Annotated in this window: 18 protein-coding genes; 4 read left to right on the forward strand and 14 right to left on the reverse strand. The window is 47.4% G+C overall.

Features of this window, described 5'->3' with window-relative positions; translation table 11 throughout:
• Positions 1 to 213 precede the first annotated feature (213 nt).
• Positions 214 to 1,338, reverse strand: a complete 1,125-nt coding sequence (gene hemW / locus ACTTKA_RS09920) for a radical SAM family heme chaperone HemW (protein WP_442724910.1) — start codon at positions 1,336 to 1,338, stop codon at positions 214 to 216.
• A 203-nt stretch (positions 1,339 to 1,541) separates the two neighbouring features.
• Here hemW and ACTTKA_RS09925 point away from each other — a divergent pair, with 203 nt between their 5' ends.
• Complete coding sequence (locus tag ACTTKA_RS09925; RefSeq protein ID WP_442724911.1) at positions 1,542 to 3,698, forward strand: elongation factor G; 2,157 nt, start codon at positions 1,542 to 1,544, stop codon at positions 3,696 to 3,698.
• Positions 3,699 to 4,368: 670 nt separating this feature from the next.
• On the opposite strand, the gene mutL is transcribed toward ACTTKA_RS09925, so the two are convergent.
• From mutL to tig, 10 genes are read right to left on the reverse strand one after another with little or no spacing between them, the layout of a single operon-like run.
• A complete protein-coding gene (mutL, locus tag ACTTKA_RS09930; RefSeq protein ID WP_442724912.1) occupies positions 4,369 to 6,195 on the reverse strand; it encodes a DNA mismatch repair endonuclease MutL in 1,827 nt (608 codons plus the stop codon).
• The gene (locus tag ACTTKA_RS09935; protein WP_442724913.1) at positions 6,192 to 6,503 is read right to left on the reverse strand and encodes a hypothetical protein; all 312 of its coding nucleotides are present in this window, start codon (positions 6,501 to 6,503) and stop codon (positions 6,192 to 6,194) included. Before ACTTKA_RS09935 ends, mutL begins: the two co-directional genes overlap by 4 nt.
• 15 nt (positions 6,504 to 6,518) lie before the next feature.
• Complete coding sequence (locus ACTTKA_RS09940) at positions 6,519 to 8,123, reverse strand: OstA-like protein (protein WP_442724914.1); 1,605 nt, start codon at positions 8,121 to 8,123, stop codon at positions 6,519 to 6,521.
• Positions 8,120 to 9,481 carry a peptidylprolyl isomerase gene (locus ACTTKA_RS09945; RefSeq protein ID WP_442724915.1) on the reverse strand — a complete coding sequence of 454 codons (1,362 nt, stop codon included), beginning with the start codon at positions 9,479 to 9,481 and terminating at the stop codon, positions 8,120 to 8,122. The genes ACTTKA_RS09940 and ACTTKA_RS09945 overlap by 4 nt, the downstream gene beginning before the upstream one ends.
• Positions 9,482 to 9,494: 13 nt before the next feature.
• Entirely contained in the window at positions 9,495 to 10,364 is an 870-nt protein-coding gene (locus tag ACTTKA_RS09950; protein ID WP_442724924.1) for a peptidyl-prolyl cis-trans isomerase, read from the reverse strand.
• Positions 10,365 to 10,380: 16 nt separating this feature from the next.
• Positions 10,381 to 11,979: a foldase protein PrsA gene (locus ACTTKA_RS09955; protein ID WP_442724916.1), complete on the reverse strand. Its 1,599-nt coding sequence runs from the start codon at positions 11,977 to 11,979 to the stop codon at positions 10,381 to 10,383.
• Positions 11,980 to 12,017: 38 nt separating this feature from the next.
• Positions 12,018 to 14,375, reverse strand: coding sequence for a DNA helicase RecQ (gene recQ, locus ACTTKA_RS09960; RefSeq protein WP_442724917.1), 2,358 nt, complete (start codon positions 14,373 to 14,375; stop codon positions 12,018 to 12,020).
• Between the two features lie 27 nt (positions 14,376 to 14,402).
• Positions 14,403 to 15,632: an ATP-dependent Clp protease ATP-binding subunit ClpX gene (gene clpX / locus ACTTKA_RS09965; RefSeq protein WP_442714142.1), complete on the reverse strand. Its 1,230-nt coding sequence runs from the start codon at positions 15,630 to 15,632 to the stop codon at positions 14,403 to 14,405.
• Positions 15,633 to 15,649: 17 nt separating this feature from the next.
• Positions 15,650 to 16,315 (reverse strand): ATP-dependent Clp endopeptidase proteolytic subunit ClpP, encoded by a 666-nt coding sequence (gene clpP, locus ACTTKA_RS09970; protein ID WP_442714141.1) that lies wholly within the window; start codon positions 16,313 to 16,315, stop codon positions 15,650 to 15,652.
• Between the two features lie 24 nt (positions 16,316 to 16,339).
• Entirely contained in the window at positions 16,340 to 17,695 is a 1,356-nt protein-coding gene (gene tig / locus ACTTKA_RS09975) for a trigger factor (protein ID WP_442724918.1), read from the reverse strand.
• Positions 17,696 to 18,003: 308 nt separating this feature from the next.
• Here tig and ACTTKA_RS09980 point away from each other — a divergent pair, with 308 nt between their 5' ends.
• Positions 18,004 to 18,249, forward strand: coding sequence for an RNA recognition motif domain-containing protein (locus ACTTKA_RS09980; RefSeq protein ID WP_442724919.1), 246 nt, complete (start codon positions 18,004 to 18,006; stop codon positions 18,247 to 18,249).
• 93 nt (positions 18,250 to 18,342) lie between these two features.
• Positions 18,343 to 19,221, forward strand: coding sequence for a CPBP family intramembrane glutamic endopeptidase (locus ACTTKA_RS09985; protein ID WP_442724920.1), 879 nt, complete (start codon positions 18,343 to 18,345; stop codon positions 19,219 to 19,221).
• Between the two features lie 17 nt (positions 19,222 to 19,238).
• On the opposite strand, the gene ACTTKA_RS09990 is transcribed toward ACTTKA_RS09985, so the two are convergent.
• From ACTTKA_RS09990 to ACTTKA_RS10000, 3 genes are read right to left on the reverse strand one after another with little or no spacing between them, the layout of a single operon-like run.
• A complete protein-coding gene (locus ACTTKA_RS09990) occupies positions 19,239 to 19,682 on the reverse strand; it encodes a hypothetical protein (RefSeq protein WP_442714150.1) in 444 nt (147 codons plus the stop codon).
• A gap of 36 nt (positions 19,683 to 19,718) precedes the next feature.
• Entirely contained in the window at positions 19,719 to 20,108 is a 390-nt protein-coding gene (locus ACTTKA_RS09995; protein WP_442724921.1) for a hypothetical protein, read from the reverse strand.
• Between the two features lie 52 nt (positions 20,109 to 20,160).
• Positions 20,161 to 20,727 carry an RNA polymerase sigma factor gene (locus ACTTKA_RS10000; protein ID WP_442724922.1) on the reverse strand — a complete coding sequence of 189 codons (567 nt, stop codon included), beginning with the start codon at positions 20,725 to 20,727 and terminating at the stop codon, positions 20,161 to 20,163.
• A 135-nt stretch (positions 20,728 to 20,862) separates the two neighbouring features.
• Between ACTTKA_RS10000 and ACTTKA_RS10005 the strand changes: the two genes are divergently transcribed.
• Positions 20,863 to 22,881, forward strand: a complete 2,019-nt coding sequence (locus tag ACTTKA_RS10005; RefSeq protein WP_442724923.1) for a TonB-dependent receptor plug domain-containing protein — start codon at positions 20,863 to 20,865, stop codon at positions 22,879 to 22,881.
• Positions 22,882 to 23,181: the final 300 nt, after the last annotated feature.

Here is a 23,181-nt window from a genome sequence, read left to right on the forward strand (position 1 = left end):
CGAATCATGTACCCGGCAAATAACCATTAATCATTGACAATTAACCATTGAAAAACAGCCCTAAAAGGGCGAGATAATTCAGCCCAATGCGAAGCGTTGGGGAAAAAGCAATATCCCCGTTGGGAGGGCTGTAAGCCTGACGTAACCATTGTCGTACATTCGCACATCCATTATTAATGGTAAACGCCGAACAGGGTATCGCGTAATTTGGGTTTAAATCATCAAGTCACAAATGATTCCGTCGGAAGTAAACAGCGCTTCTTCCGGAATACATACGGTGTCGTCCGTGTGTCGGAGTTTTCCACATCGCAGATAAGGTTCTGCCTGCTGTTCGAAGTGACGCATATAAACCTCCCCGAACATCTCTCTCAACAGAGAAAACCGTATGCCCCACATGGTACGCAGACCGGTGATGATATACTCGTTGTAGCGCATGCGTACCGTTGGAAATTCCTGCTCGAAATAAGGTCGGTTATGCAATAATGCGTCGCAGTATTGAGGCAAAGAGGCAACGTTCCATTGTCGGGAAAAACCATCATATGAATGAGCGGAAGGGCCTACGCCCAGATATTTTTTGCCGATCCAATACGAGGTGTTATGTTTTGAAAAACAGCCGGGAGCGCAAAAATTGGAAATCTCATAATGGATATATCCTGCCGAGGCAGCTTTCGCTATCAGCAGATGGTAGAGCTCCACACTTGTTTCTTCATCGACCGGACACACCGCTCCGCTTTTCATTGCCCGGTAGAGAGGTGTTCCTTCTTCATAGCTGAGGTGATATGCGGAAAAATGAGGGATGGCCAAGCCGAACGCTTTTTCCAGATTAGCCTCCCATGCCTCCGAGGTTTGTCCGGGCAGTCCGTAAATAAGGTCGATGCTGAGGTTTGTCCATCCTGTCTCTTGGCAACGACGCACCGCCTCGATGGCCTTATTGCGATCATGACGACGATTCAGCCTTCGCAGGTCATCATCGTTGAAACTTTGCACGCCAAGGCTGATGCGATTGAATGGCAAACGACGGATACTGTTCAGATATGCTTCGGTAAGGTCGTCGGGATTAGCTTCGAGCGTCACTTCTGCATGCTTCGATACATTAAAATGTTGCTCGATCACACTAAAAATCCGTCCTAACGCATCTGCTTTCAATTGAGACGGCGTACCTCCGCCAAAGTAAATCGTTTCAATCGATTCTCCCTGCACATATCCTGCCCTTTCTTCCAGTTCACGCGCAACGGATTCGACATAGGTATCCTGATACGCATGACTCGTCTGCGAATAGAAGTCGCAATAAGCACACCGTTTTGCGCAAAAAGGGACGTGAATGTAAATTCCAGCCATTCCGTTTTATGGATAAAGAGAGTGCAAAAATACTGTTTTTCAGGAAATAGAAGTTGTATGTTGCAGAATAATGTTTTTAAACATGGATTTTCTTGCCGGCAAGTTCGGGAACAATGTCTATTTTGCGACCAATTTAAAAATAAAGAGAAAGTGATTTCTCATAACAACATAGTATCTTGCGTTAATTTTAAAAGAGCAATAATATGAAAGTTTATCAAACAAATGAAATCAAGAACATCTCCATTTTGGGAAGTTCCGGCTCGGGGAAAACCACTCTCGCTGAAGCAATGCTTTACGAGGGTGGGGTTATAAAACGTCGCGGTACGGTGGAAGCCGGCAATACGGTGTGTGATTATTTTCCGGTTGAGAAAGACTATGGGTATTCTGTCTTCTCAACCGTTTTCAGTGTGGAGTGGAACGGATTGAAGTTGAACTTTATCGACTGTCCCGGATCTGACGACTTCATCGGCGGAGCTGTATCGGCCCTCAACGTGACGGATACAGCCCTGATGGTTATCAATGCCCAGTATGGTGTGGAGGTAGGCACGATCAACCAGTTCCGTTATACGGAAGAATTTCATAAGCCTGTGATCTTTGTGGTCAATCAGTTGGATAATGACAAGGCGGACTTTGATAATACGGTTGCACAACTGAAAGATAACTATGGTTCAAAAGTCGTTCAAATACAATATCCGACACAATGTGGCGCTGCATTTAATGCAGTTGTCGATGTGTTGAAGATGAAAATGTATCGTTGGAAGCCTGAAGGAGGCGTACCTGAAGTATTGGAGATACCGGCCGAGGAAGCGGAAAAGGCTACAGAATTGCATAAAATTCTCGTCGAAGCTGCGGCAGAGCACGACGACTCTCTGATGGAGAAATTCTTTGAAGAAGGAACGCTTTCGGAGGATGATATGCGCGCGGGTATTCGTGCCGGACTCGTTACACGCGGGATGTTCCCCATCTTCTGTGTATGTGCCGGAAAGGATATGTGCGTGCGCCGTACATTGGAATTTCTGGGCAATGTGGTGCCGTGCACCGATAAAATGCCACGCCTTGTGACGACGGAAGGAGTTGAAGTTACTCCGAGCGCATCGGGTCCAACAAGCCTGTTCTTTTTCAAAACAACCGTAGAGCCGCATATCGGGCAGGTTTCTTATTTCAAGGTCGTATCAGGAAAAGTGAAAGTCGGTGACGATTTGACAAATGCCGATCGTGGTTCAAAAGAGCGCATCGCTCAACTCTTTTCCGTAGACGGACAGATGCGTAACGAAGTGACGGAAATGGAAGCTGGCGATATTGGCGCAACCGTAAAGTTGAAAGACGTGCGTCGCGGTAATACCCTTAACGGAAAAGGCTGTGAGTATCGGTTTGACTTTATCAAATATCCGGAGCCCAAATACCGCCGTGCCATTAAGCCGGTTAACGAGGCGGATGCCGAGAAACTGAGTGAAATTCTTGCCCGGATGCATGAAGAAGATCCGACATGGCTCGTCGAACTGTCGAAAGAATTGAAGCAGACGATAGTTTCGGGTCAGGGAGAATTCCATTTGCGCACACTCAAATGGAGGATTGAAAATAACGATAAGCTGGCTATTGAATATCTTGAGCCGAAGATCCCTTATCGCGAAACAATTACAAAGGCAGCACGTGCCGACTACCGACATAAAAAACAGTCAGGTGGCGCAGGTCAGTTTGGTGAAGTACACCTGATCATCGAACCATACTACGAAGGTATGCCGGCTCCTACGACCTATCGTTTCGGCGGACAGGAATACCGCATGAATGTACGGGATACGCAGGTTTATGACCTTGAATGGGGCGGCAAGCTGGTATTTGTGAACTGCATTGTCGGAGGTGCTATTGATGCTCGCTTCCTTCCCGCTATCTTGAAAGGTATCATGGGACGCATGGAACAGGGACCTCTAACCGGATCGTATGCGCGTGACGTACGGGTTTGTGTTTATGACGGAAAAATGCATCCGGTAGACAGTAATGAAATCTCGTTTATGCTCGCAGGCCGTAACGCATTCAGCACGGCATTTAAAGATGCCGGCCCGAAAATTCTGGAACCGATCTATGACGTTGAAGTACTTGTGCCGGGCGACTATATGGGCGATGTGATGGGTGACTTGCAGGGACGTCGTGCACTGATTATGGGTATGAACAGCGAGAAGGGTTATGAGAAACTTATGGCTAAGGTGCCGTTGAAAGAAATGGCAAGCTATTCGACTTCCCTCAGTTCGATTACCGGAGGTCGGGCTTCCTTTACCATGAGGTTTGCCGGCTATGAACTCGTGCCGTCCGAAATACAAGATAAGTTGCTGAAAGATTATGCGACAATTCAAGAAGATGAATAATAATGAATCATTGTTGCTTTTGTTTTTTGTTTAAATGTATTTAAGGAAAGCCCCCTCCGCGATGGAAGGGGCTTTTTATCGAAAAATAAATATGCCGCCAGCGCAGATAACAAATTGATGATAAAGTCGTCAAATGGTCGGTGTTTCCGAATATACTCTCTATTAAACCCAGATTCCGCAATAGAAGAAATAAGAATGAATTTCATTCAGGCCTTCAGCCCTCCGAACAAGGTCCGGATGTCGATACCCCACCCTTGCGGGATGGGGCTGAAATAATTCGGGCTTTCAGCCCTTTCGGACAATGGTTAATGGTTATGCGTGGTACACGCCGAATCATGTACCCGGCAAATAACCACTAATCATTGACAATTAACCATTGAAAAACAGCCCTGAAAGGGCGAGATAATTCAGCCCAATGCGAAGCGTTGGGGAAAAAGCAATATCCCCGTTGGGAGGGCTGTAAGCCTGACGTAACCATTGTCGTACATTCGCACGTCCATTATTAAATGGTAAACGCCAAACAGGGTATCACGTAATTTGGGTTAAACACAACTGCGAAGGGGAGCGGAATCAATAAAAGAGATACCGGTATGTTTTGTCCATACACGTCATTTGATTTATCTCCCGCAAAAGGTTTGTCATCAATTGAGGGATTGGTGTATTTTTGTTGTCAGCTCTTGAAGCGCGAGGCAAGTTCGTCGTCCGTAAGGATAAAGAGGATCGGTTTTCCATCGGGTGTCAGGCGGTTCGATTCGGACGAGAACAGGGCGGCCATCATCGCTTCCATTTCTTCGACGGAGAGCGGTTTTCCCGGACGTATGGCAGCCGATTGAGCCAGCGAGAGCGCAAGAGCTTCGGCCATCTCGTCGCCGATAGCGCCGCACAATTCGGCCGCACAATGGACGAGGTCTTTGAGCAGTTCGGCGGGATTGTTTTCCTCCACTCCGGCCGGGAGCGCCGTTATCGAGTAACTGTTGTTTCCCATCGGGTTGAGGTCGAAGCCCAGCCGGCGCAGGTCGTCCATCAAGTTCGGTATCAAGGCGGCTTCGGCAGGTGTAAGCTCGATGAGTTCGGGGAAGAGCATCTGCTGTGAGGCAGCTTTCTGCTGTCTGACGTTGCGGATGTATTGATTGTACAGAATCCGTACATGCGCCCGATGCTGGTCGATCAACACCAGCCCCGATTTCAGCGAAGTGATGATATAACGGTTCTTATACTGAAAGCAGGGAGAGGACACGTCGGGGAAGAGCGTTTCCGGCTTCGGCTCGTGCGAGGGTATATCGGCGGGCAGTCCGCTCTCTTCGGAAGTGTCTCTGCGTCCTTTTTCAAAATCCTGATACAGCATTTCCCAATTCCGTTCGGGATAAGACGGCCGGTGCGATGTCTGAAACGGATTGTATTTCGTATCGATCTGCACAACGGGGGGGCGAATACTTCCCTGCGTTGATGGATTATATACCGGAATATCGATTGCGCCTTCGGTATCGAAGTCGATGCTCGGCACGGAATTCGATTTGCCCAGCGCTTCGCGCACGGCCGACGAAAGGATCTGCCAGATGGGCTGTTCGTTCTCGAACTTGATCTCCGTTTTGGTGGGATGGATATTCACGTCGATTTCCGACGGGTCTAACGTCATATAAATAAAATAATCGGGGCATTCGCCTGCCGGTATGAGCGGCTCGTAAGCGTGCATGACGGCTTTGTGGAAATAGGGATGCCGCATATATCGTCCGTTGACGAAGAAATAGTTTTGGTATCCGCGCCGGCGCACGGTATCCGTCCGTCCGATGAATCCTTCGATTTTCACGAGCGAGGTCGCGCTTTCGAGCGGGAGGAGCTTGGGACTAAAACTTTTGCCGAATACGTTTACGATGCGTTGACGCAGCCCTGCTGCCGGCAGGTTCATCACCTCCGCGTCGTTGTGATAGAGCTTGAAACCAATCTGCGGATGCACGAGTGCGACGCGCTCGAACTCGGTCATGATGTTGCGAAATTCCGTTTCGTTCGATTTGAGAAATTTACGACGTACCGGAACATTGTAGAACAGGTTTTTAATCGAGAAAATCGCTCCTTCGATGCAGGCATCGGCTTCGATCGATTCGAGCACGGAGCCGGAGATCGAGAGCCTCGTTCCCAGTTCGGCGCCTCTTGCCCGTGTGCGCAGTTCGACTTGCGCCACTGCCGCGATCGAGGCTAGCGCCTCGCCCCGAAAGCCCATCGTACGCAAGGCATAGAGGTCTTTCGCATCCGAAATCTTCGAGGTGGCGTGACGCTCGAAAGCCATGCGGGCATCGGTCTCCGACATGCCTTTGCCGTTGTCTGTCACCTGCACGAGCGTACGCCCCGCGTCCTTGATATTTACGGTGATCTCCGTCGCCTCCGCATCGACGGCGTTCTCCATCAACTCTTTTACGACCGAGGCAGGCCGCTGAATGACTTCGCCGGCTGCGATCTGGTTGGCAATGTGGTCGGGTAATAAGTGGATGATGTCGCTCATTGACGAACGTATAAGAACCAGTAAATGACGGCGAGAATGGCGAGGATAAGCAGCAAACGCATATTCTTGTAGATGCGGTCGCGCGCGTCGTCGCCTTTTGTTTTGCTTTTCTTCAGATGAGTTGTTCCTTCGACGAAACTGTCCCTGATGGCCTCCTTGTATTGCTCGTAATCGGTTTCTTCGACGCCCATTTCCATTTTTACCCGATGAATTCGTTTCTCGAGATTCTCCTTGCGGGGATCCCAATAAATCGGTTTGTGCTCGAACTGCCGAGGCTTGCGCACGTTATAAAAAGAAAACATTCCCATGATTGTCCTTATCGATTATTCGGGGGCTAAATTACGAAATTTATCGCTTCGTTTGGGTATGTCCTGCGTTTTTCTTCGTATCGGCGTGTAAATATCGTCTTTATCGAGAGGACGCATATAGTCGTACCAGTAAAAGTCTTTGAGTGTTTTCTGCTCGGAGTTGAGTTGGGGGACAGGCGTCAAGCTGCCCTGCGGTGACGGCCAGATAAGGAGCTTATCGATTTTGTTTTCTTTCAACCAGATCGTCATGTAACTGCTCTTCGTTTCGTTCATCCCCACCATGCTTCCGTCTTTCTCCAACGGATAGAAAATGGATTCGGCATTGCCGTCGATATGAATCTTACGGACGGAACGTCCCTCGAAGTAGGCTTTCAGATCGCTTCCTTTCAATTGATTGTAATATGAGGAGTCAAGGTGCTGAATCGAAAAAGCAAAACGGATCACATGCACATAATCGACCGTCGTGTCTTTCATATACACGGCAATCGTATCGCCATATAACTGATACGCTCCGCTCCACAGTACGGGGTTGGTGTACATATATAAAACCGAATCTTTCGTACTGAACTGCATCGAATCGCAGACTCCCTGCAAGTCGACACGGAAGAAACGTACACCGTGATAGGCCTTGACGATTCGCGCCGTCGAATCGATCGTAATCATTTCGAAGGAGTCGGCGTGCATGTAAAGTGTATCGCCCTGTGAATATTCGAGGCAACGGGCGCTGTCGGTCGCAAACGCGTATTCGTTTTTCCCGTCGTAAAACCCGTACTGTCCTTCAAAAATAATTTTCTGCGCCGTGTCTTGCAGGAAGATATGGCCGAAAGCCTCGCCGAAATCGGCCTCCCGCTTATAGGAGATCGAGTCGCCTGTCAGCAGACGGTTGCCGGAGACAATTTGCGAACGGTCTAAGAGCAGCGCCGTATTCTCGACCGTGTTGTACCAGCCTTTCGACGTGTAGATATTGCCACTGTCCGATACGATGACCGACGGTCCCAGAATCGTCGCGATCTTCGTTTCCGTACTGTATTGCAACGTGTCGGAATATAATGTGAATTTTTCGTTTTGAAGTCGCACGCTATCGTTAAAGACGGCGATCTTTGTGCCCGGAGAATATTGACCGTAGAAGGAGGACAACTCGTTCTGAGCGTCTACAATCGTTCCTCCCTCGAAATAATAGCCGATATTGGCGGCGCGGTCGTAGTTCAGGCTGTCGGTAAAAAGCGTTACGACCGAGTTGTCTGCCTGAATATTTTCCATGCGCACGTTTTCGCGCATCTTGGCCAGTTGTATATTCCCGTCGTAGAAAAGGTAGTTCCCGTACACGAACAGGGTGTCGCCCTGTTCCATACGTACCGATCCGAATGCTTCCAACGAACTGCTTTGTTCGTAGAAGTAAGCGCTGTCGCAGTACATATACGAACTGTCGTGACGGAAACTGACATTGCCGCTCAAGACCTGTCGGTCGGCGTTCACCTCTTTGTCGAACGATTGCATGTCCGCATGTTCCAGATAAACTTTCGTTTTTTTCGGAACGGATCTCTCAGGTTGCTGCGCGGCAAGCAAAAGACAAAAGAGCAACAGAGAGTTCAGCAAAAAGTATCTGCCGGCAGTCTTCATTCTTTGATCCAACCCGGATACCGGAAGTCGCAATTACGCCATCCATCGGCAATGCGGATGTAGGTCGTTTTTTGTTGTTTAATGACCCAGTCCTTCAGCAATTCTTCACGCTTGCGGTTTTCGACGAGCGCTTTCAATACCTGATAATCGTCGGCGATGTTGGCACGGTGACTGTCAGTACGCGATTTCAACTTGACGATGGCAATCACCTCTTTCTGCTTGTCCGTAAGCATCCGGAAAGGTTTCGAAAGTTCTCCCACCTTCATCCCATAGACGACCTTGCTGACGTCCTGCGGCAACTCCTGCATCTCGAATTTAGGAGTTCCGGCATGACTGCTCTCATAATTCTGATTGACCATCAATCCTTTGTTGTTACGGGTATCTTTGTCGAACGAAAGATACATCGCCGCCTCTTCAAACGTCAGCTTATTGCTTTGGATATCGGCATAAAGCGAATCCATGCGGGCGGTTGCTTCGTTCAGCTCCTTGTCCGATACTCTCGGGCGTAACAGGATATGCCGGCAATTGACGCGGTCGCCCCGTTTTTCGATCAGCTGGATGATGTGATAGCCGTATTCGGTTTCAACAATGTTCGAGACGCGTTTCGGGTCGGAAAGGTTAAATGCGACGTTGGCAAATTCGGGCAGCAAACTCGTTTTGCCCAGAAAGCCCATCTCTCCGCCACGGGAGGCGGAGCCGGGATCTTCGGAGTATAGACGTGCCAGCGTTGAAAATTCCATCTTACCGCTGTTGACCTGCTCGGTAAATTCGCGTAAGCGAGCCTTGATGGCATCCGTTTCTTCGAAAGGTATTTTAGGCTCCATCGTGATGATCTGTACCTCCACGGTTGTAGGGATCATTGGCAAACTGTCCTCCGGGATATGCTGAAAATAACGGCGCACATCGGAGGGAGTGAGCTTGATTTTACCGACCAGCTTCTTCTGCATTTCCTGCACAATCTGCTGCTCCCGTACCATCGCCTTCCGTTCTTCCTTGATCTGCGACAATTTTTTGTTGTAGTATTCTTCCAGTTTCTCTTTCGACCCGCTTTGATTAATCGCCCACGTGATCCACTGATCCACGGCACGGATCACCTGACTTTCACTCACGTCTACACTGTCGGTTTTCGCCTGATTCAGGTATAATTTCTGAATTGCGATCTGTTCCGGAATGATACAGTAAGGATCACCGTCGAAACGCTGTCCTTCGTTCTGCATATACAGTCGCTGAGATTCTACGTCGGAGAGGAGTATCGCTTCGTCACCCACCACCCAAACAATCTCATCGATCACATTCTTCTGTCCGTAAGCCATGCCCAAATGACAAGCCAACAAGAGGCATATCCAACCTTTTTTCATCTTGTTTTGTATTTTATGGTTTTGTATTATAAAAGATGACGTCCCCTTTCCGTACGGCATCACGGTATAGTTCTTCTTCAAAATTTCGTAGAAACTCGACTTTCCGCTTATTGATCATCATTTCCTCAATTTGCGGTTCGGCATATTCATAGGGAGCGACATTGCCGGCCAACAGATGTTCGGAGATATTCAGGAAATAACGGTATGAGCTATCCGTGAATTCCACGTAACGGTTTGTTTTGAGAAATTGGGCCTTATTCGACACATGCATCGGAATTTTAGCTAAGGCTTCATCGAAATCGACCCATCGATCATAGAAGTAATCGTAGATCGAAGCATTCTGAATACTGTATTTCTCAATGTTTTCTACAGCTTCCAGCTTATCGGATTTATACCATTTCCGCACATCTTCCAAACCGGGAGCATCGACCGGGACTTTGATAAAAAGTCCCTTGATCAAATGTCTGTCTAAAGTGAATTTCTGAATATTCTCCTGATAATAACTTCGCCTGTCATTCTCCTGAATCTCGGCAGACAGTTTGCTGTGTACCATCTCCTCCAGATAACGATGTCGGAGTAATGCTCGGCGATATTCTTCGACAAGCCGGTTAAGTTCCTTTTCGTCTCTTCCCAGATTATGCTCGGCGACTTCGTAGATCAATACATCCGTGATCCATTTCTTGATGTAGCTCTCGGCCATCAGGAGACTGTCGGCCGGCGTGCTTCCTTGCGGAATAACTTTCTCCACCTCGCCGCGTGTGAGAGTCATCCCTTCGACCTCTACCAGGATATCAGTATCTTCCTTCACGGTCGAAGGCCGGCAAGCACTGAAGATACAGAAACCTGCCCATATACACCACAACAATGGAGTTTTTCCTTTCATCACAGAGAATTACAGATCACCGAATATGTTTTTTCAGATCTTTCAGAACCTTCCAATGAACTTTTACGTCATATTTACTGTTCAGTTCTTTGATCCATTCTTCTTCGAGCCGAGCCTGCTCTTCAACAGGTTTGCTCCAAATCCGCTCGTTGCTTTTCTCGAACAACAAAATACCGTCGCGGTACTCTTTCAATAGCTGTTGAAATTCCGGATGATCTTTGTCTAGACTTCTCCGTCCCAACTCGTTGATGATATCACGTACAAAAAGCCGGTATACTTCGTTCATAAAATCGCCCGAATACGTTTTTGTAGAGAATGGATAACGATGAAGGTACTCTGCAAACTCTTTCTGCGGAAAATCCATATTATTCATCCGCATCAGTACTTTGTCCATTTTGCTGGCGCGGTTATAGAACGCAGTATCGGTAGGGAAATAGTCATCGCACAGACGTTGTAGTTCGTCGTATGCCTCCTGATTCAGCGTATAACCCAACTTCTTCTTTTCGCGTTCGTCATAGCTGTAGAAGAGTTCGAAGTTGTGTTCTCCCTGCCGCATCACCGTATAATACGCTTTCTCGACTTCTTCGTACGGAGCTTGGGGCTTCTTGTCCAGCAGCTTAATGATATGATAACCGTAACGTGTTTGAACCGGCTCGGAGATATCATTGATTTCCTTTAACGCAAATGCGGCCTGTTCAAAAGGTTTGACCATTTCACCTAATCCGAAGTAAGGTACGGCTCCTCCCGTAGCATGCGTTCTTCCGTCAATAGAATACGCAAGGACCAATTCTTCAAACTTCTCTCCGTTTTTCGCTTTTTCGTAGACTTCTTTGGCCTTTTGAGCGAAAACGATGGTATCAAAAGCTTCGCCTGATTGTTGATCGGGGCCGACTAAGATATGTGCTACGCGAACTTTGCCCGGATTCGGAATCTTCCGGTCGATACGGATAATATGGAAACCTAATGGCGTACGTACGGGCTCAGAAATATCTCCGACATTCATCCGGAACACAGCATTTTCAAATGCCTTTACTGCTTGAAGAGGAAACAAATACTCGATACGTTCGTACATAACGGTATCCTTGTCTCCACTTGAGGCCATAAGCTCTTTACCGACTTTATCGAAGTCTTCCCCTCCTCGGATGCGGTCGTAGGCGGCTTTTGCTTTGCGATAAACCGAGACCGTATCTTTCGATACCGTCTGACTTGGTAACGGAAAGAAAATATGCGTGACCGTAGGGATTTGCTTACTTCGGTTATATATTTCGTGAATCGCTAAAGCTTCACCGGGTTTATCGGAAAGAAAGCTGGAGCGCAGCTGTGATTCATAGTTTGTCAACTCTTCCTGAAAGGCTCTCGTTTGGTCTATGCCCGCTGCTTCGGCATCTGCCACCTTTAGCTTGAAGTTCTTAAATAACGTTACATAGTTTTCCAACGACTTTTTATTCGTCAAATCTACCCCGCTGTCTTTCTGTGCGATAAAAAGAAATTCCGATAATGGAATATCTTTCCCTGCGATTGTCATCACAGTAGGATCTTCAGCCGCTTTTTTCTGTGCAAATGTCGGCATACATATCGCTGCGGCTAACGCGGTACATAAAATAATCTTCTTCATTACCTTTTATTTTATTTTATGATGTTTGTTGTCTTGTTTTAGTTGGCCATTTCGGAAAGGAACTTAATACGGATCAGGCGAATCTCTTCTTCCGTATAATCGCTTCCCAACTCTTCGATGGCTTCTTCCAGATCATCGGTATTCGCCTCTTTGAAATACTCGTAGATTTCATCAATATGATCTTCGTCCATCGCTTCGTCGATAAAATAGTCGATATTAATTCGTGTTCCTGAATATACAATCGACTCGATTTCATCCAACAGCTCGTTAAACTCCAGTCCTTTCGAGACGGCGATATCGTCAAGAGCCACCTTCCGATCGATACTCTGAACAATCCACACTTTTAGCTTCGACTTGTTCGCAACGGTGCGGACACGCATATCTTCCGGACGTTCGATCTCGTTCTCTTCGACGTACTTTTTGATGAGTGCCACAAACTCCGCTCCATACCGCTTCGCTTTTCCGGCACCTACGCCCGGAATATTCTGCAATTCGTCTAATGTGACGGGATAAGTCGTCGCCATCGCTTCCAGTGACGGGTCCTGAAAGATCACGAACGGAGGCACATCCAACTGTTTCGATAATTTTTTTCGCAAATCTTTCATGATCGAGAACAAGGCCGGGTCTACGGCACTCGATCCACCTCCGCGCAGAGCGGTTTCCGGAGTATCATCATCCTCGAACTCATTATCTTTAACAATCTTAAACGAAACAGGACGCTTCATATAATCTCTCCCTTGGGCTGTTATTTTCAGCAACCCGTAATTTTCAATATCCTTAGCAATATAACCGGCAATCTGAGCTTGACGAATCACGGCATTCCATGTCTTTTCGTCTTCATCCTGACCGGCGCCGAACAATTCCAGCTCATTTTGTTTATACGATAAAATATCCGCTGTCTCATTCCCCTGCAAAAAGCTGATCACATAATCTGTCTTATATTTTTCTTTTAAGGAATCGATAGCTTCCAGAACAGTGAGCAATAATTCCTTGGCTTCCATCAGTGTTTTTGGTTCGAGGCAATTATCGCAGCAACCGCAATTTTCCTCCATATATTCTTCTCCAAAATAATGTAACAATACTTTACGACGGCATACAGCCGTTTCGGCATAAGCTGCCGTTTCAAGCAACAACTGCTTGCCGATCTCCTGTTCTACGATCGGCTTGCCTTGCAAGAATTTTTCTAACTTCTGCAAGTCTTTGTTTGCATAGAAGGCGACACATCGGCCCTCGCCTCCGTCACGTCCGGCACGCCCCGTTTCCTGATAATATCCTTCTAAGCTCTTCGGGATATCGTAGTGTATCACATAGCGCACATCGGGCTTATCGATTCCCATACCAAAAGCGATCGTGGCCACAATCACATCGGTTTCTTCCATCAGGAAAGCATCCTGATTAGCCGACCGTTGCTGAGAATCCATACCGGCATGATAAGGCAGGGCTTTGATGCCATTTGCACACAATATATCGGCAAATTCCTCGACTTTTTTGCGACTCAGGCAGTAGATAATACCGGACTTGCCTTCGTTCGCCTTGATGTATTTGATGATTTCACGATCGATATCCTTCCCTTTCGGACGTACTTCGTAGTACAGATTTGCTCGGTTAAATGAGGACTTGAACACTTTCGCTTCCGTCATTCCGAGGTTCTTCTGAATATCGTGCTGTACTTTCGGAGTAGCCGTAGCTGTCAGTGCAATCAAAGGGCGTTTCCCGATCTCGTTGATGATAGGACGGATCCGACGATATTCCGGACGAAAATCATGTCCCCACTCCGAAATACAATGTGCTTCGTCTACCGCGTAGAACGATATTTTAACTTGACGCAGAAATCCGATATTTTCTTCTTTGGTCAGCGACTCTGGGGCTACATAGAGCAACTTCGTCTTGCCGGACAAAATATCCTGCTTGACCTGCTCAATGGCTGCACGGTTCAAAGATGAATTGATAAAATGGGCTACGCCGTCTTCCTCGCTGAAGTTGCGCATGGCATCTACCTGATTCTTCATCAGAGCGATCAGAGGCGAGATAACTAAAGCCGTCCCTTCCATAATTAGCGACGGCAACTGATAGCAAAGCGATTTTCCACCACCGGTCGGCATCAGCACAAATGTATCTTTTCCGGCTAATACATTCTCGATAATTTCTTTCTGGTTGCCTTTAAACGAAGAGAACCCGAAATGAAATTGCAGCGCCTCCGTTATATCAACACCGGCAAGATTTTTTTTCGTCCGATCCGTAGAGACTTTTTTAGTAGTTCGCACAGCCGCTTCATCCGACTTTTTTTTGTCCGACTTGCTTACCGATGTCTTCTCTACAGATTTACTTTTCTCATCTGACGCTTTTTTCTTTTTCACTTTCGATTCGTCCTCCGTGATGTCTTTTTTCTTTGCCATATTTATTTGTACAATATTACTATAGCTTTATGCTCTTTGCAAACGGCTGACATCTGTCTTCTCGAACTGCTCTTTCGCATAATCCAAAGAGACAGCCAGTTTCTTCCTGTTCTGAGAAGGCATTTGATACATGGCATCCATCATGATAGCTTCCACGATGGAACGCAAACCACGTGCCCCCAGTTTAAATTCAATGGCTTTATCTACCACATATTCATAGACCGCCTCATCAAAGGAGAGTTTAATACCGTCCATTTCGAACAGTTTAACATACTGCTTGATGATAGAGTTCTTCGGCTCTGTCAAAATCTGTCGCAGAGCGGACCGGTCTAAAGGTTCCAAATACGTCAGGATCGGCAGACGGCCGATAATCTCCGGGATCATGCCGAACGATTTCAGGTCGGTCGGGGTGATGTATTGCATCAAATTGTTCCGGTCTACGACAGCTGTTTCTCTGCTGGCGGCATAGCCGACCACACGTGTGTTGAGCCGCTGTGCGATCTTCTTTTCGATGCCGTCGAATGCTCCTCCACAAACAAACAGAATATTGCGGGTATCTACCGCAATCATGCGCTGTTCGGGATGTTTGCGTCCTCCCTGCGGCGGGACATTCACGATCGATCCTTCCAGCAACTTCAGCAAGCCTTGCTGTACCCCTTCGCCACTGACATCGCGTGTGATCGACGGGTTATCGCTCTTGCGGGCAATCTTGTCGATCTCGTCAATAAAGACAATGCCACGCTGAGCAGCTTCTACATTGTAGTCTGCCGCTTGCAACAAGCGTGTCAGAATGCTTTCGATATCTTCTCCTACATAGCCGGCTTCGGTGAGGACCGTGGCATCGACAATACAGAACGGCACATGCAACTTACGCGCGATGGTGCGTGCCAGTAATGTTTTCCCCGTCCCTGTCGCACCGACCATGATGATGTTTGATTTTTCGATCTCCACATCGTCCGGCGTCACTTTCTGCATCAGTCGCTTGTAATGATTATAGACAGCTACCGAAAGGTAACGTTTAGCCGCATCCTGACCGATCACGTATTGATCGAGAAACGCTTTCAGCTCCTGTGGCTTAGGCACGTCTTCTCCTTTTGGCATAAACTTCTGACTTTTCGGTTTTGCCTCACGCACGATGTCGTATGCCTGCATGACACAGTCGTCGCAGATCGCACCGGTCAGACCGGTAATCAGCAACGTAGCGTCTTTGCGGCTTTTCCCACAGAAAGAACAAGAACCGTCTATTGTCTTTGCCATATTGTTTTTTCTGTTGTTTATTTACGCTTCATAATTTCGTCGACCATGCCGTATTCCTGCGCTTCCTGTGCGTTCATCCAGTAATCACGGTCACTGTCGCGGGAAATCACATCGTATGGTTTGCCCGAATGTTCGGAGATGATGCGATAGAGCTCATCTTTTACCCTCAAGACTTCACGAACAGCGATTTCCATGTCCGAAGCCTGTCCCTGCACACCACTGAGCGGTTGGTGAATTAGCACGCGTGAGTGTGGCAAGCAGTAGCGTTTCCCTTTCGCACCGGCTACGAGCAACACCGAAGCCATCGATGCAGCAATCCCGGTGCAGATCGTTGTTACCTGACTGCCGATAAATTGCATCGTGTCGTAAATCCCCAGTCCGGCATAAACGGAACCACCCGGTGAATTGATATAAATCGAAATGTCTTTGCCCGGGTCGCTCGAGTCCAAATAAAGCAACTGGGCTTGTATCACATTGGCGGTATAATCATCGATCTGTGTACCCAAAAAAATGATGCGGTCCATCATCAGACGTGAGAAAACATCCATCTGAGCAACGTTCAACTGGCGTTCTTCGATGATGGTAGGTGAGATATAGCTGCTTGAAATATTCATGTAGCTCTCAAGCGCTGTAGTGCTCATCCCCAGATGTTTTGTTGCGTATTTCTTAAATTCGCTTCCCATTCGTGTCTTTTTTCTATGTTAGTTCTATTTTTCTGCCAGCACTTTTTCAAACTCATCGAGCGAGACGGTTTTTGTCTCTACCTTAACCTGCTCTTTGAGCCATTCCGCAAGTTTTTCGTCAATTACACGATCGACCAAATTTCTTACGGTTTCTTCTTTTTTCATCATATCTTTGGCGTAGTTGTCAAGTACATCGTCGGGCACGGAGAGCATGCCGTACTGTGCGAACTGCGCCTGAGCGACCCGTTTGGCGAGCGACTCAATATCAGCGTCCTCCACTTTAATATCATGAGCACGTACGAGTTGTTCCTTTGCCAGATGAACTTTCAGATCTTCCACCACATGCGGATAGTCCTTCTCTACCATTTCCGGCGTATTCTTCTCGTCCGATTTGAGTAACCAGCGCTTCAGGATATCGTCGGCAAAGGATATGTCAGCCGTCTTCTTGAGCATCAAAGTACGCACATCGGCAAAGAACTTATAATCACTCTGCGGACGGAACTGCTCTTTCAACGAATCTTTCACCTTATCACGAAACTCGGCTTCACTCTTCACGACTCCTTCGTTGAAAATCTTGTCGAACAATTCCTGATTCAGATCGGAAGGCTTATGACGTGTGATTTCTTTGATCTCGAAACGAAAATCATGGGTAATACCCGCCACTTCTTCTTTCTTCACTTTCAAGAAGGATGCGATCTCTGCTTCGGCGCCTTCGTATGCCTTGTTCGGATTGAAAACAACCTTGTCGTTCAGTTTAGCCCCAAGGAATTTGTTGCGTTCTTCTTCGTCTTTGATATATTTCGGCATGAGCATGGCATCTTCGACCCAAATACCGCCGGGCAATTGCTCGCCATCTTCCATCTCAACCACCGTACCTTTTACAAGGTCTGTTTCTTCAACGTCCTCGACATTATCGTACGAGCCGAAACTTCTCCGGTACGAGTCAATTTGTTTGTCTATCAAAGCATCGTCTATCTCTACCTCATACCGTGTTAACTTATCGCGTTTCGTTAATTTAATATCGAGTGCAGGCGCCAATGCAACGTCGAATCGAAACTCAAAATTTTCCTGTGTCTCGAAGTCAATTGTCGGATGATCGGTGCATGGTACAGGCTGTCCGAGAACGGCTATGTCATTCTCACGGATGTAATTAAACAGACTCTCTGAAGCGATCTGGTTAATCTCTTCAGCCAACACGTATTTGCCGTACATTTTTTTGACCATACCCAACGGGACCATCCCTTTCCGGAAACCCGGTATATTGGCTTTCTGACGATACTGACGCAGACTCTTATCAACCTGCGCTTCGTAATCTTTCTTTTCTATCGCTACTGTTACAACGCCACTGACGGAGTCGTTGCTTTTTAATGAAACATTCATTCCGTTCTGTTTAATATTTAATCTTTTAAATCTGTTTTTTCTTTTATGCAGGGTGCAAAATTAGACTTATAATTTTAATCTCGCAAATATAAAACATGCAATAAACAATAATTTTCGCTATAAAACACTTGTTTATTCCGATTTTATCTGTTTCTTTGCGGCGTGTAAGGAGTGATTATACTTTCGAATGTACTTAACAATCGGTTTTTATCTCTGTCAGTTACTGATGATTTATTTTTCATTGTTTTGAACTTCCAGTTTTCTTGCACTTTTCATTAGTAACGACGAGTATTTTTAATTTTATATTTATGAACATTTACATTGGAAACCTGAACTATCGTGTTCGGGAGAACGAGTTACAACAACGATTGGAAGAGTACGGGGCGGTAGATTCCGTGAAAGTAATCAAGGACCGCGAAACAGGCCGGTCGAAAGGTTATGCTTTTGCCGAAATGCCGAATGCGGTCGAGGCACAGCGGGCAATTTCGGAAATGAACGAGACGGAGTTTGAAGGCCGTCAGATGGTTGTTAAAGAAGCACTCCCAAGAACCTGAGTCATTACTTCTCTCTGAACGAATGAAAGGATAACTTCCGTTGCTCGTCGAAAAGACGGGGGGCGGAAGTTGTTTTTTTATACTTTTGTATCGATGAAAGGGATTTTTGCCGATCGAGGGGCCGGATTTCAGGCCGGTGTGTTGCTCATCACCATGATGGTCGGATATTTGCTTGCCTCGTTGTTTTATGCAAGCATCCTGTTGATGACGGGAGAAAATGATAAAACACATCTGCCGCCCGGCATACTGTTAGGGATGCAGTTCGTTGGCTCTGTGACCGCCTTTTTGATACCGACACTCGTTACCGCCTTTCTTTGCAGCGACGATCCTCGTCGCTTTCTGCACATGAAAAGCCTCCCTAATATACGTATTTGGTTTCTGGTGGGTGGTATGACTATGCTCCTGATGCCGGTCGTTTCGCTCATCAGCATCCTGAACGCGCAGATGGAATTGCCTGATGCGCTGGCATCGCTCGAAAGTCGCATGCGCGAGACACAGCAAGCTGCCGACGCCCTCGTACGACAGATGCTTTCCGGCTCCGGCACATTGCTGCCTTTCAGCCTGCTGGTGATGGCCGTAGGAGCCAGTATAACAGAAGAATTCTTTTTTCGCGGGACTCTCTTCTCTCTCCTGCGAAAGAAAATCCGCAATCCTCATGTACTGATCTGGATTGTTGCCGCACTTTTCAGTGCTCTCCATTTCCAGTTTTACGGATTCCTGCCGCGTATGCTGCTGGGTGCATTCCTGGGTTATCTGATCTACTGGTGTCGTAGCATCTGGATGCCTGTCTTCGCCCACTTCATTAACAACGCGTGTGCAATCATCGGGATATCGGCCGGCGGAAAATCGGAAAATGCTATCACGGCGGATGCTTCGTCCGAGAGACTTCGAATGTTGGCCGTCGGCTCTATCGTGGGACTTGCTTTATTTGTCGTCTTGACGATGCGTATGAAACGCCTGCTACGAAAGTAGAGAGAAATGTAATGTCTCTATGGTTTTCCTCCATGCCGTCCTCCATGCGCATGCCCTCGTTCCTGCATAAACTCACGCATAAACCGGGCTTCTGCTTCCTGATATTTATATAACTTTTCCACAGATAGTATCCGCTTGAATTTCTCGTGGTATTCTTTTTCCAGCTCGGCTTCTTTCAGCCGTGTTTCGGTCGTGCAATCGACCAGCTTCTGCTGTTCTTCTTCCGTCAGCCCTTCTTTCGAACGGCTCTTGCGTGCCAATTTCCGGCAATCCCGCCCAATCTCGAACTTCTTTCGCTGCATTTCATTCTCGATCGGAATGAAAGCCGCGGCTTCATCGGCTGTCAGGCCGGCTGATGCTGTGATATAAGCATTCCGTTTAGCCATAAAAGCTTCACGATCAAACTTTCCTTTGTCATCCTGTGCCATAACCGTAAGAAAAATACCTGTTACAGCGACCATAATCAATATAAAAAGTGTACGCTTTCTCATATGTTCTTATTCCATTGCTTCGACTTCTTCTAAAAACAGCTCGTCCGCATATTGTGCCTCCAAGTATTCCAAAAATTCCTGATCTTCTTCAGAGATTGCATTTAACGAGGCTTCGGGCGATTCCGTTTTTACGAGCAACGGATCGGCTGTGTGATCTTTTTGCACCCGTTCTCCCTGTATTCCTTTGAAGATTAGGAGCAACCCGATAAAACTTGCTGCCAAATAAAGCCACGGACGCATCTTATCAGCCATCGAAACGGCTTTGGTTTCTTTTTGTTGGGGACGCTCCGGCAGACGAGCCATAATCTGATCCGTCAGCCCTTCCATATATCCTTCAGGCATACGGAACGGATTTTTCTTCTTCCCATCCTCTATATTGAATTGCTGTATCTTCATAACTGTCTAATCAGGGATTGCGTATCTTTTGACGTGTTAAAATTGAGAAGGTTTAACCGTCTTTTGTTAAAAACGCTTCGATTTTTTTGACGGCATGATGGTAAGAGGCTTTTAGCGCTCCGACAGAGGTACTAAGCACCTCAGACATCTCCTCGTATTTCATGTCTGTACCGTACTTCATCGTGAAGACGAGTCGCTGCTTTTCGGGAAGTTTGAGAATCGCTTCCTGAAATTTAAGTTCCAATTCATCCCCATCGAAATATTCGTCGCTTTTCAGGGTTTCCAGTAAGAAGACATCCGTGTCATCAAGCGAAATGTTACGATTGGAACGTTGCCGGTTCAGAAAGGTGATGCATTCGTTCGTGGCGATCTTATACAGCCACGTCGAGATCTTGGCTTCGCCCCGGAAACAGTCGAGGTTCGACCATGCTTTCAGGAAAGAGTTTTGCAGAATATCATTGGCATCGTCGTGCGAAAGCACCATTTTACGGATCTGCCAATACAGTTTTTCACCGTATGCTTCAACCACCTCGGCAAACGCATTCCGCTGGGTCTCCGGATTGCGAAGGCGTTCCGTTACCTCTTCTTCCTTGTACAGTCTGATCGACCTCTTTTTCACGGCGTAAATATACATATTTTTGTTCGTATAAGGTAGCTTAATGCAAATGAATTCGTTAAGAATTGATAATTTTAGAGGTGAGTAATCGGGGTTTCCCTATCTTTGTAGTGTGTTTTTTAACATTAAATAATTCATATGAGAACAAAAAAACGATTGAATGATCAACAGGCTTTCCGTTTCAGACGATTTGTGCGGAAGGCGTACAGTGCATTTAACAGTATGCACAAAGTAGTGAACATCGGGGTGCTGACAAGCAGTATGCTGGCCTTTGCACACTTGTCGCCGGTATCGGCACAGCAGGGAGCAGGGGCAGTAACCGACAAGATGCCCGAAGAAGAATTGGATGAGGTCACGGTGACGGCCGCACGCATTGAGACACCTCTTGCTCAGTCGGCACGATTGGTAACGGTTATCACCAAAGCGCAGATCGAACAGGCGCCCGTCCAAAGTCTGCAGGAACTACTGGTCTATGCCGCCCATATCGACGTGATTCAACGTGGCGGGCACGGTGTTCAGGCCGACATCTCCATCCGCGGCGGCTCAGCCGATCAGACCGCCATCCTGCTAAACGGCATCAACCTGACCAATCCACACACCGGACATTACAACCTCGACCTTCCGGTCAATCTCTCCGACATCGAACGTATTGAAATCATCCACGGCCCTTCGGCACTGATCTACGGCTCGGGCGCTTTTTCCGGAGGGATCAATATCATCACAAAAAAAGAAATCGACGCACGCGTATATGCCAATGCGGAGGCAGGGATGCATAACCTGTGGCGAGGCGATGTACGTGGAGCGGCTGAGATCGGGCGGACGAAAAACAGCCTTTCGGCAGGCTACCAGTCGTCCGACGGATATATTCCTCACAGCGACTACCGGATGCATAACCTGCTCTGGCAGACACGCTGGAATGCACGCGAAAGCGCATATCTGGACATGCAACTGGGCTACAACAACAAACACTACGGCGCTAATACGTTTTATTCGGCAAAGTTCCCGAATCAGTATGAACGGACAAGCGCTTACATGGCAACACTGAAAGGTTCCTTTGGTCAGACGCTGCGGGTAATTCCCATCCTCTACTGGAGTCGCCACTACGACCAGTTCGACCTGATTAAAGATACCCCTAAAGGGCGTAATTTCCATCGTGGCGATACGTATGGTGCCAATCTGATTCTTCAATATACTTCTCGCATCGGTACGACGACATTGGGAGGTGAAGTGCGACGCGAAGACATCGTCAGCAGCAAACTGGGCAAGCTACGTGCCCGTCCGGAGGGAGATTATACGAAATATGACGACCGCACGACGAGCAGTGTAACACTGGAGCACACGTATACGACGAACCGTTTCTCGCTTTCGGCGGGAGCGCTGGTAAACTACAATACCTTGACGGATGCCATTCGTTTCTATCCGTCGGTCAGCGCGGCATACCGTCCGGCAGAAGGGCTGAAGATTGCCACGACATGGAGCCAGTCAACCCGCATGCCGACCTTTACCGACTTGTATTATACGCAGGAGACGCATCATGCCAATGAGCAGTTGAAACCTGAACGGTCGGAGTCGGTCGACTTGGGAGTGACGTACGACCGTCCGCTCGTAAGCGCTTACGTAAAAGGCTTCCTGATGTGGGGGCGCGATATGATTGACTGGGTGCGCACATCGGGCGATGCGAAATGGGCGTCATGGAATCTGACGGAAGTAGATAAGCAGGGCGTGGAGACAGGCGTCACATTACGACCGGGACACCAGTGGCCGATGCTCGGGCACTCCGAACTTTCGATCAGCTATGCACGAATGAATCAGACCGCCGACTCGAAAGGATTGGAATCAAAATATCTGCTGAACTATCTGCGCGACAAGTTGATCGTGCAACTACGGCATCCGGTGTGCCGGAATTTTTCGGCCGCATGGCATTTCCGGCTTCAAAAACGGATGGGGAACTACCGCCGGTTTGAGGGAGGCGCTGATGCGGGACTGCATCCCTATCCGGCTTTTTCGGTACTCGACCTGAAACTCAACTATACACTTCGGAACGTCGATTTACATGTGAGCATGAATAATCTTTACGATACGCAGTATTACGACGTGGGCAACGTGCCTCAGGCTGGCTTCTGGCTGATGGGAGGCATAACGTACCGGTTGAAGTAAAAATCCAAAAACGGAGAGCTACCCTTTGCATCGGATGATGGAGGGTAGTTGCTTCTTGTGCTTTTATCTGCATTCATAAGCCTGTCAATAGCGATACGCTTAAAATAACGTTTTAGCCTGAGCGGTTAAGATATAAGACCCTTTTGCGTAACATGATTCTGTCATGTAAAAGCATCAAGGTGTTGTTTGTGTTTTTTTAAGTTTGGTGATTAAATGTACTCTGTCAATGAAAAGTTATTAAAAAAAATTATTGCTGTCCGGTAAAACTTTTAGGACTGTAAAAAATTAGGGCCGACACTT

It is taken from the genome of Tannerella sp. (assembly GCF_052170195.1).
Classification (GTDB): Bacteria; Bacteroidota; Bacteroidia; order Bacteroidales; family Tannerellaceae; genus Tannerella.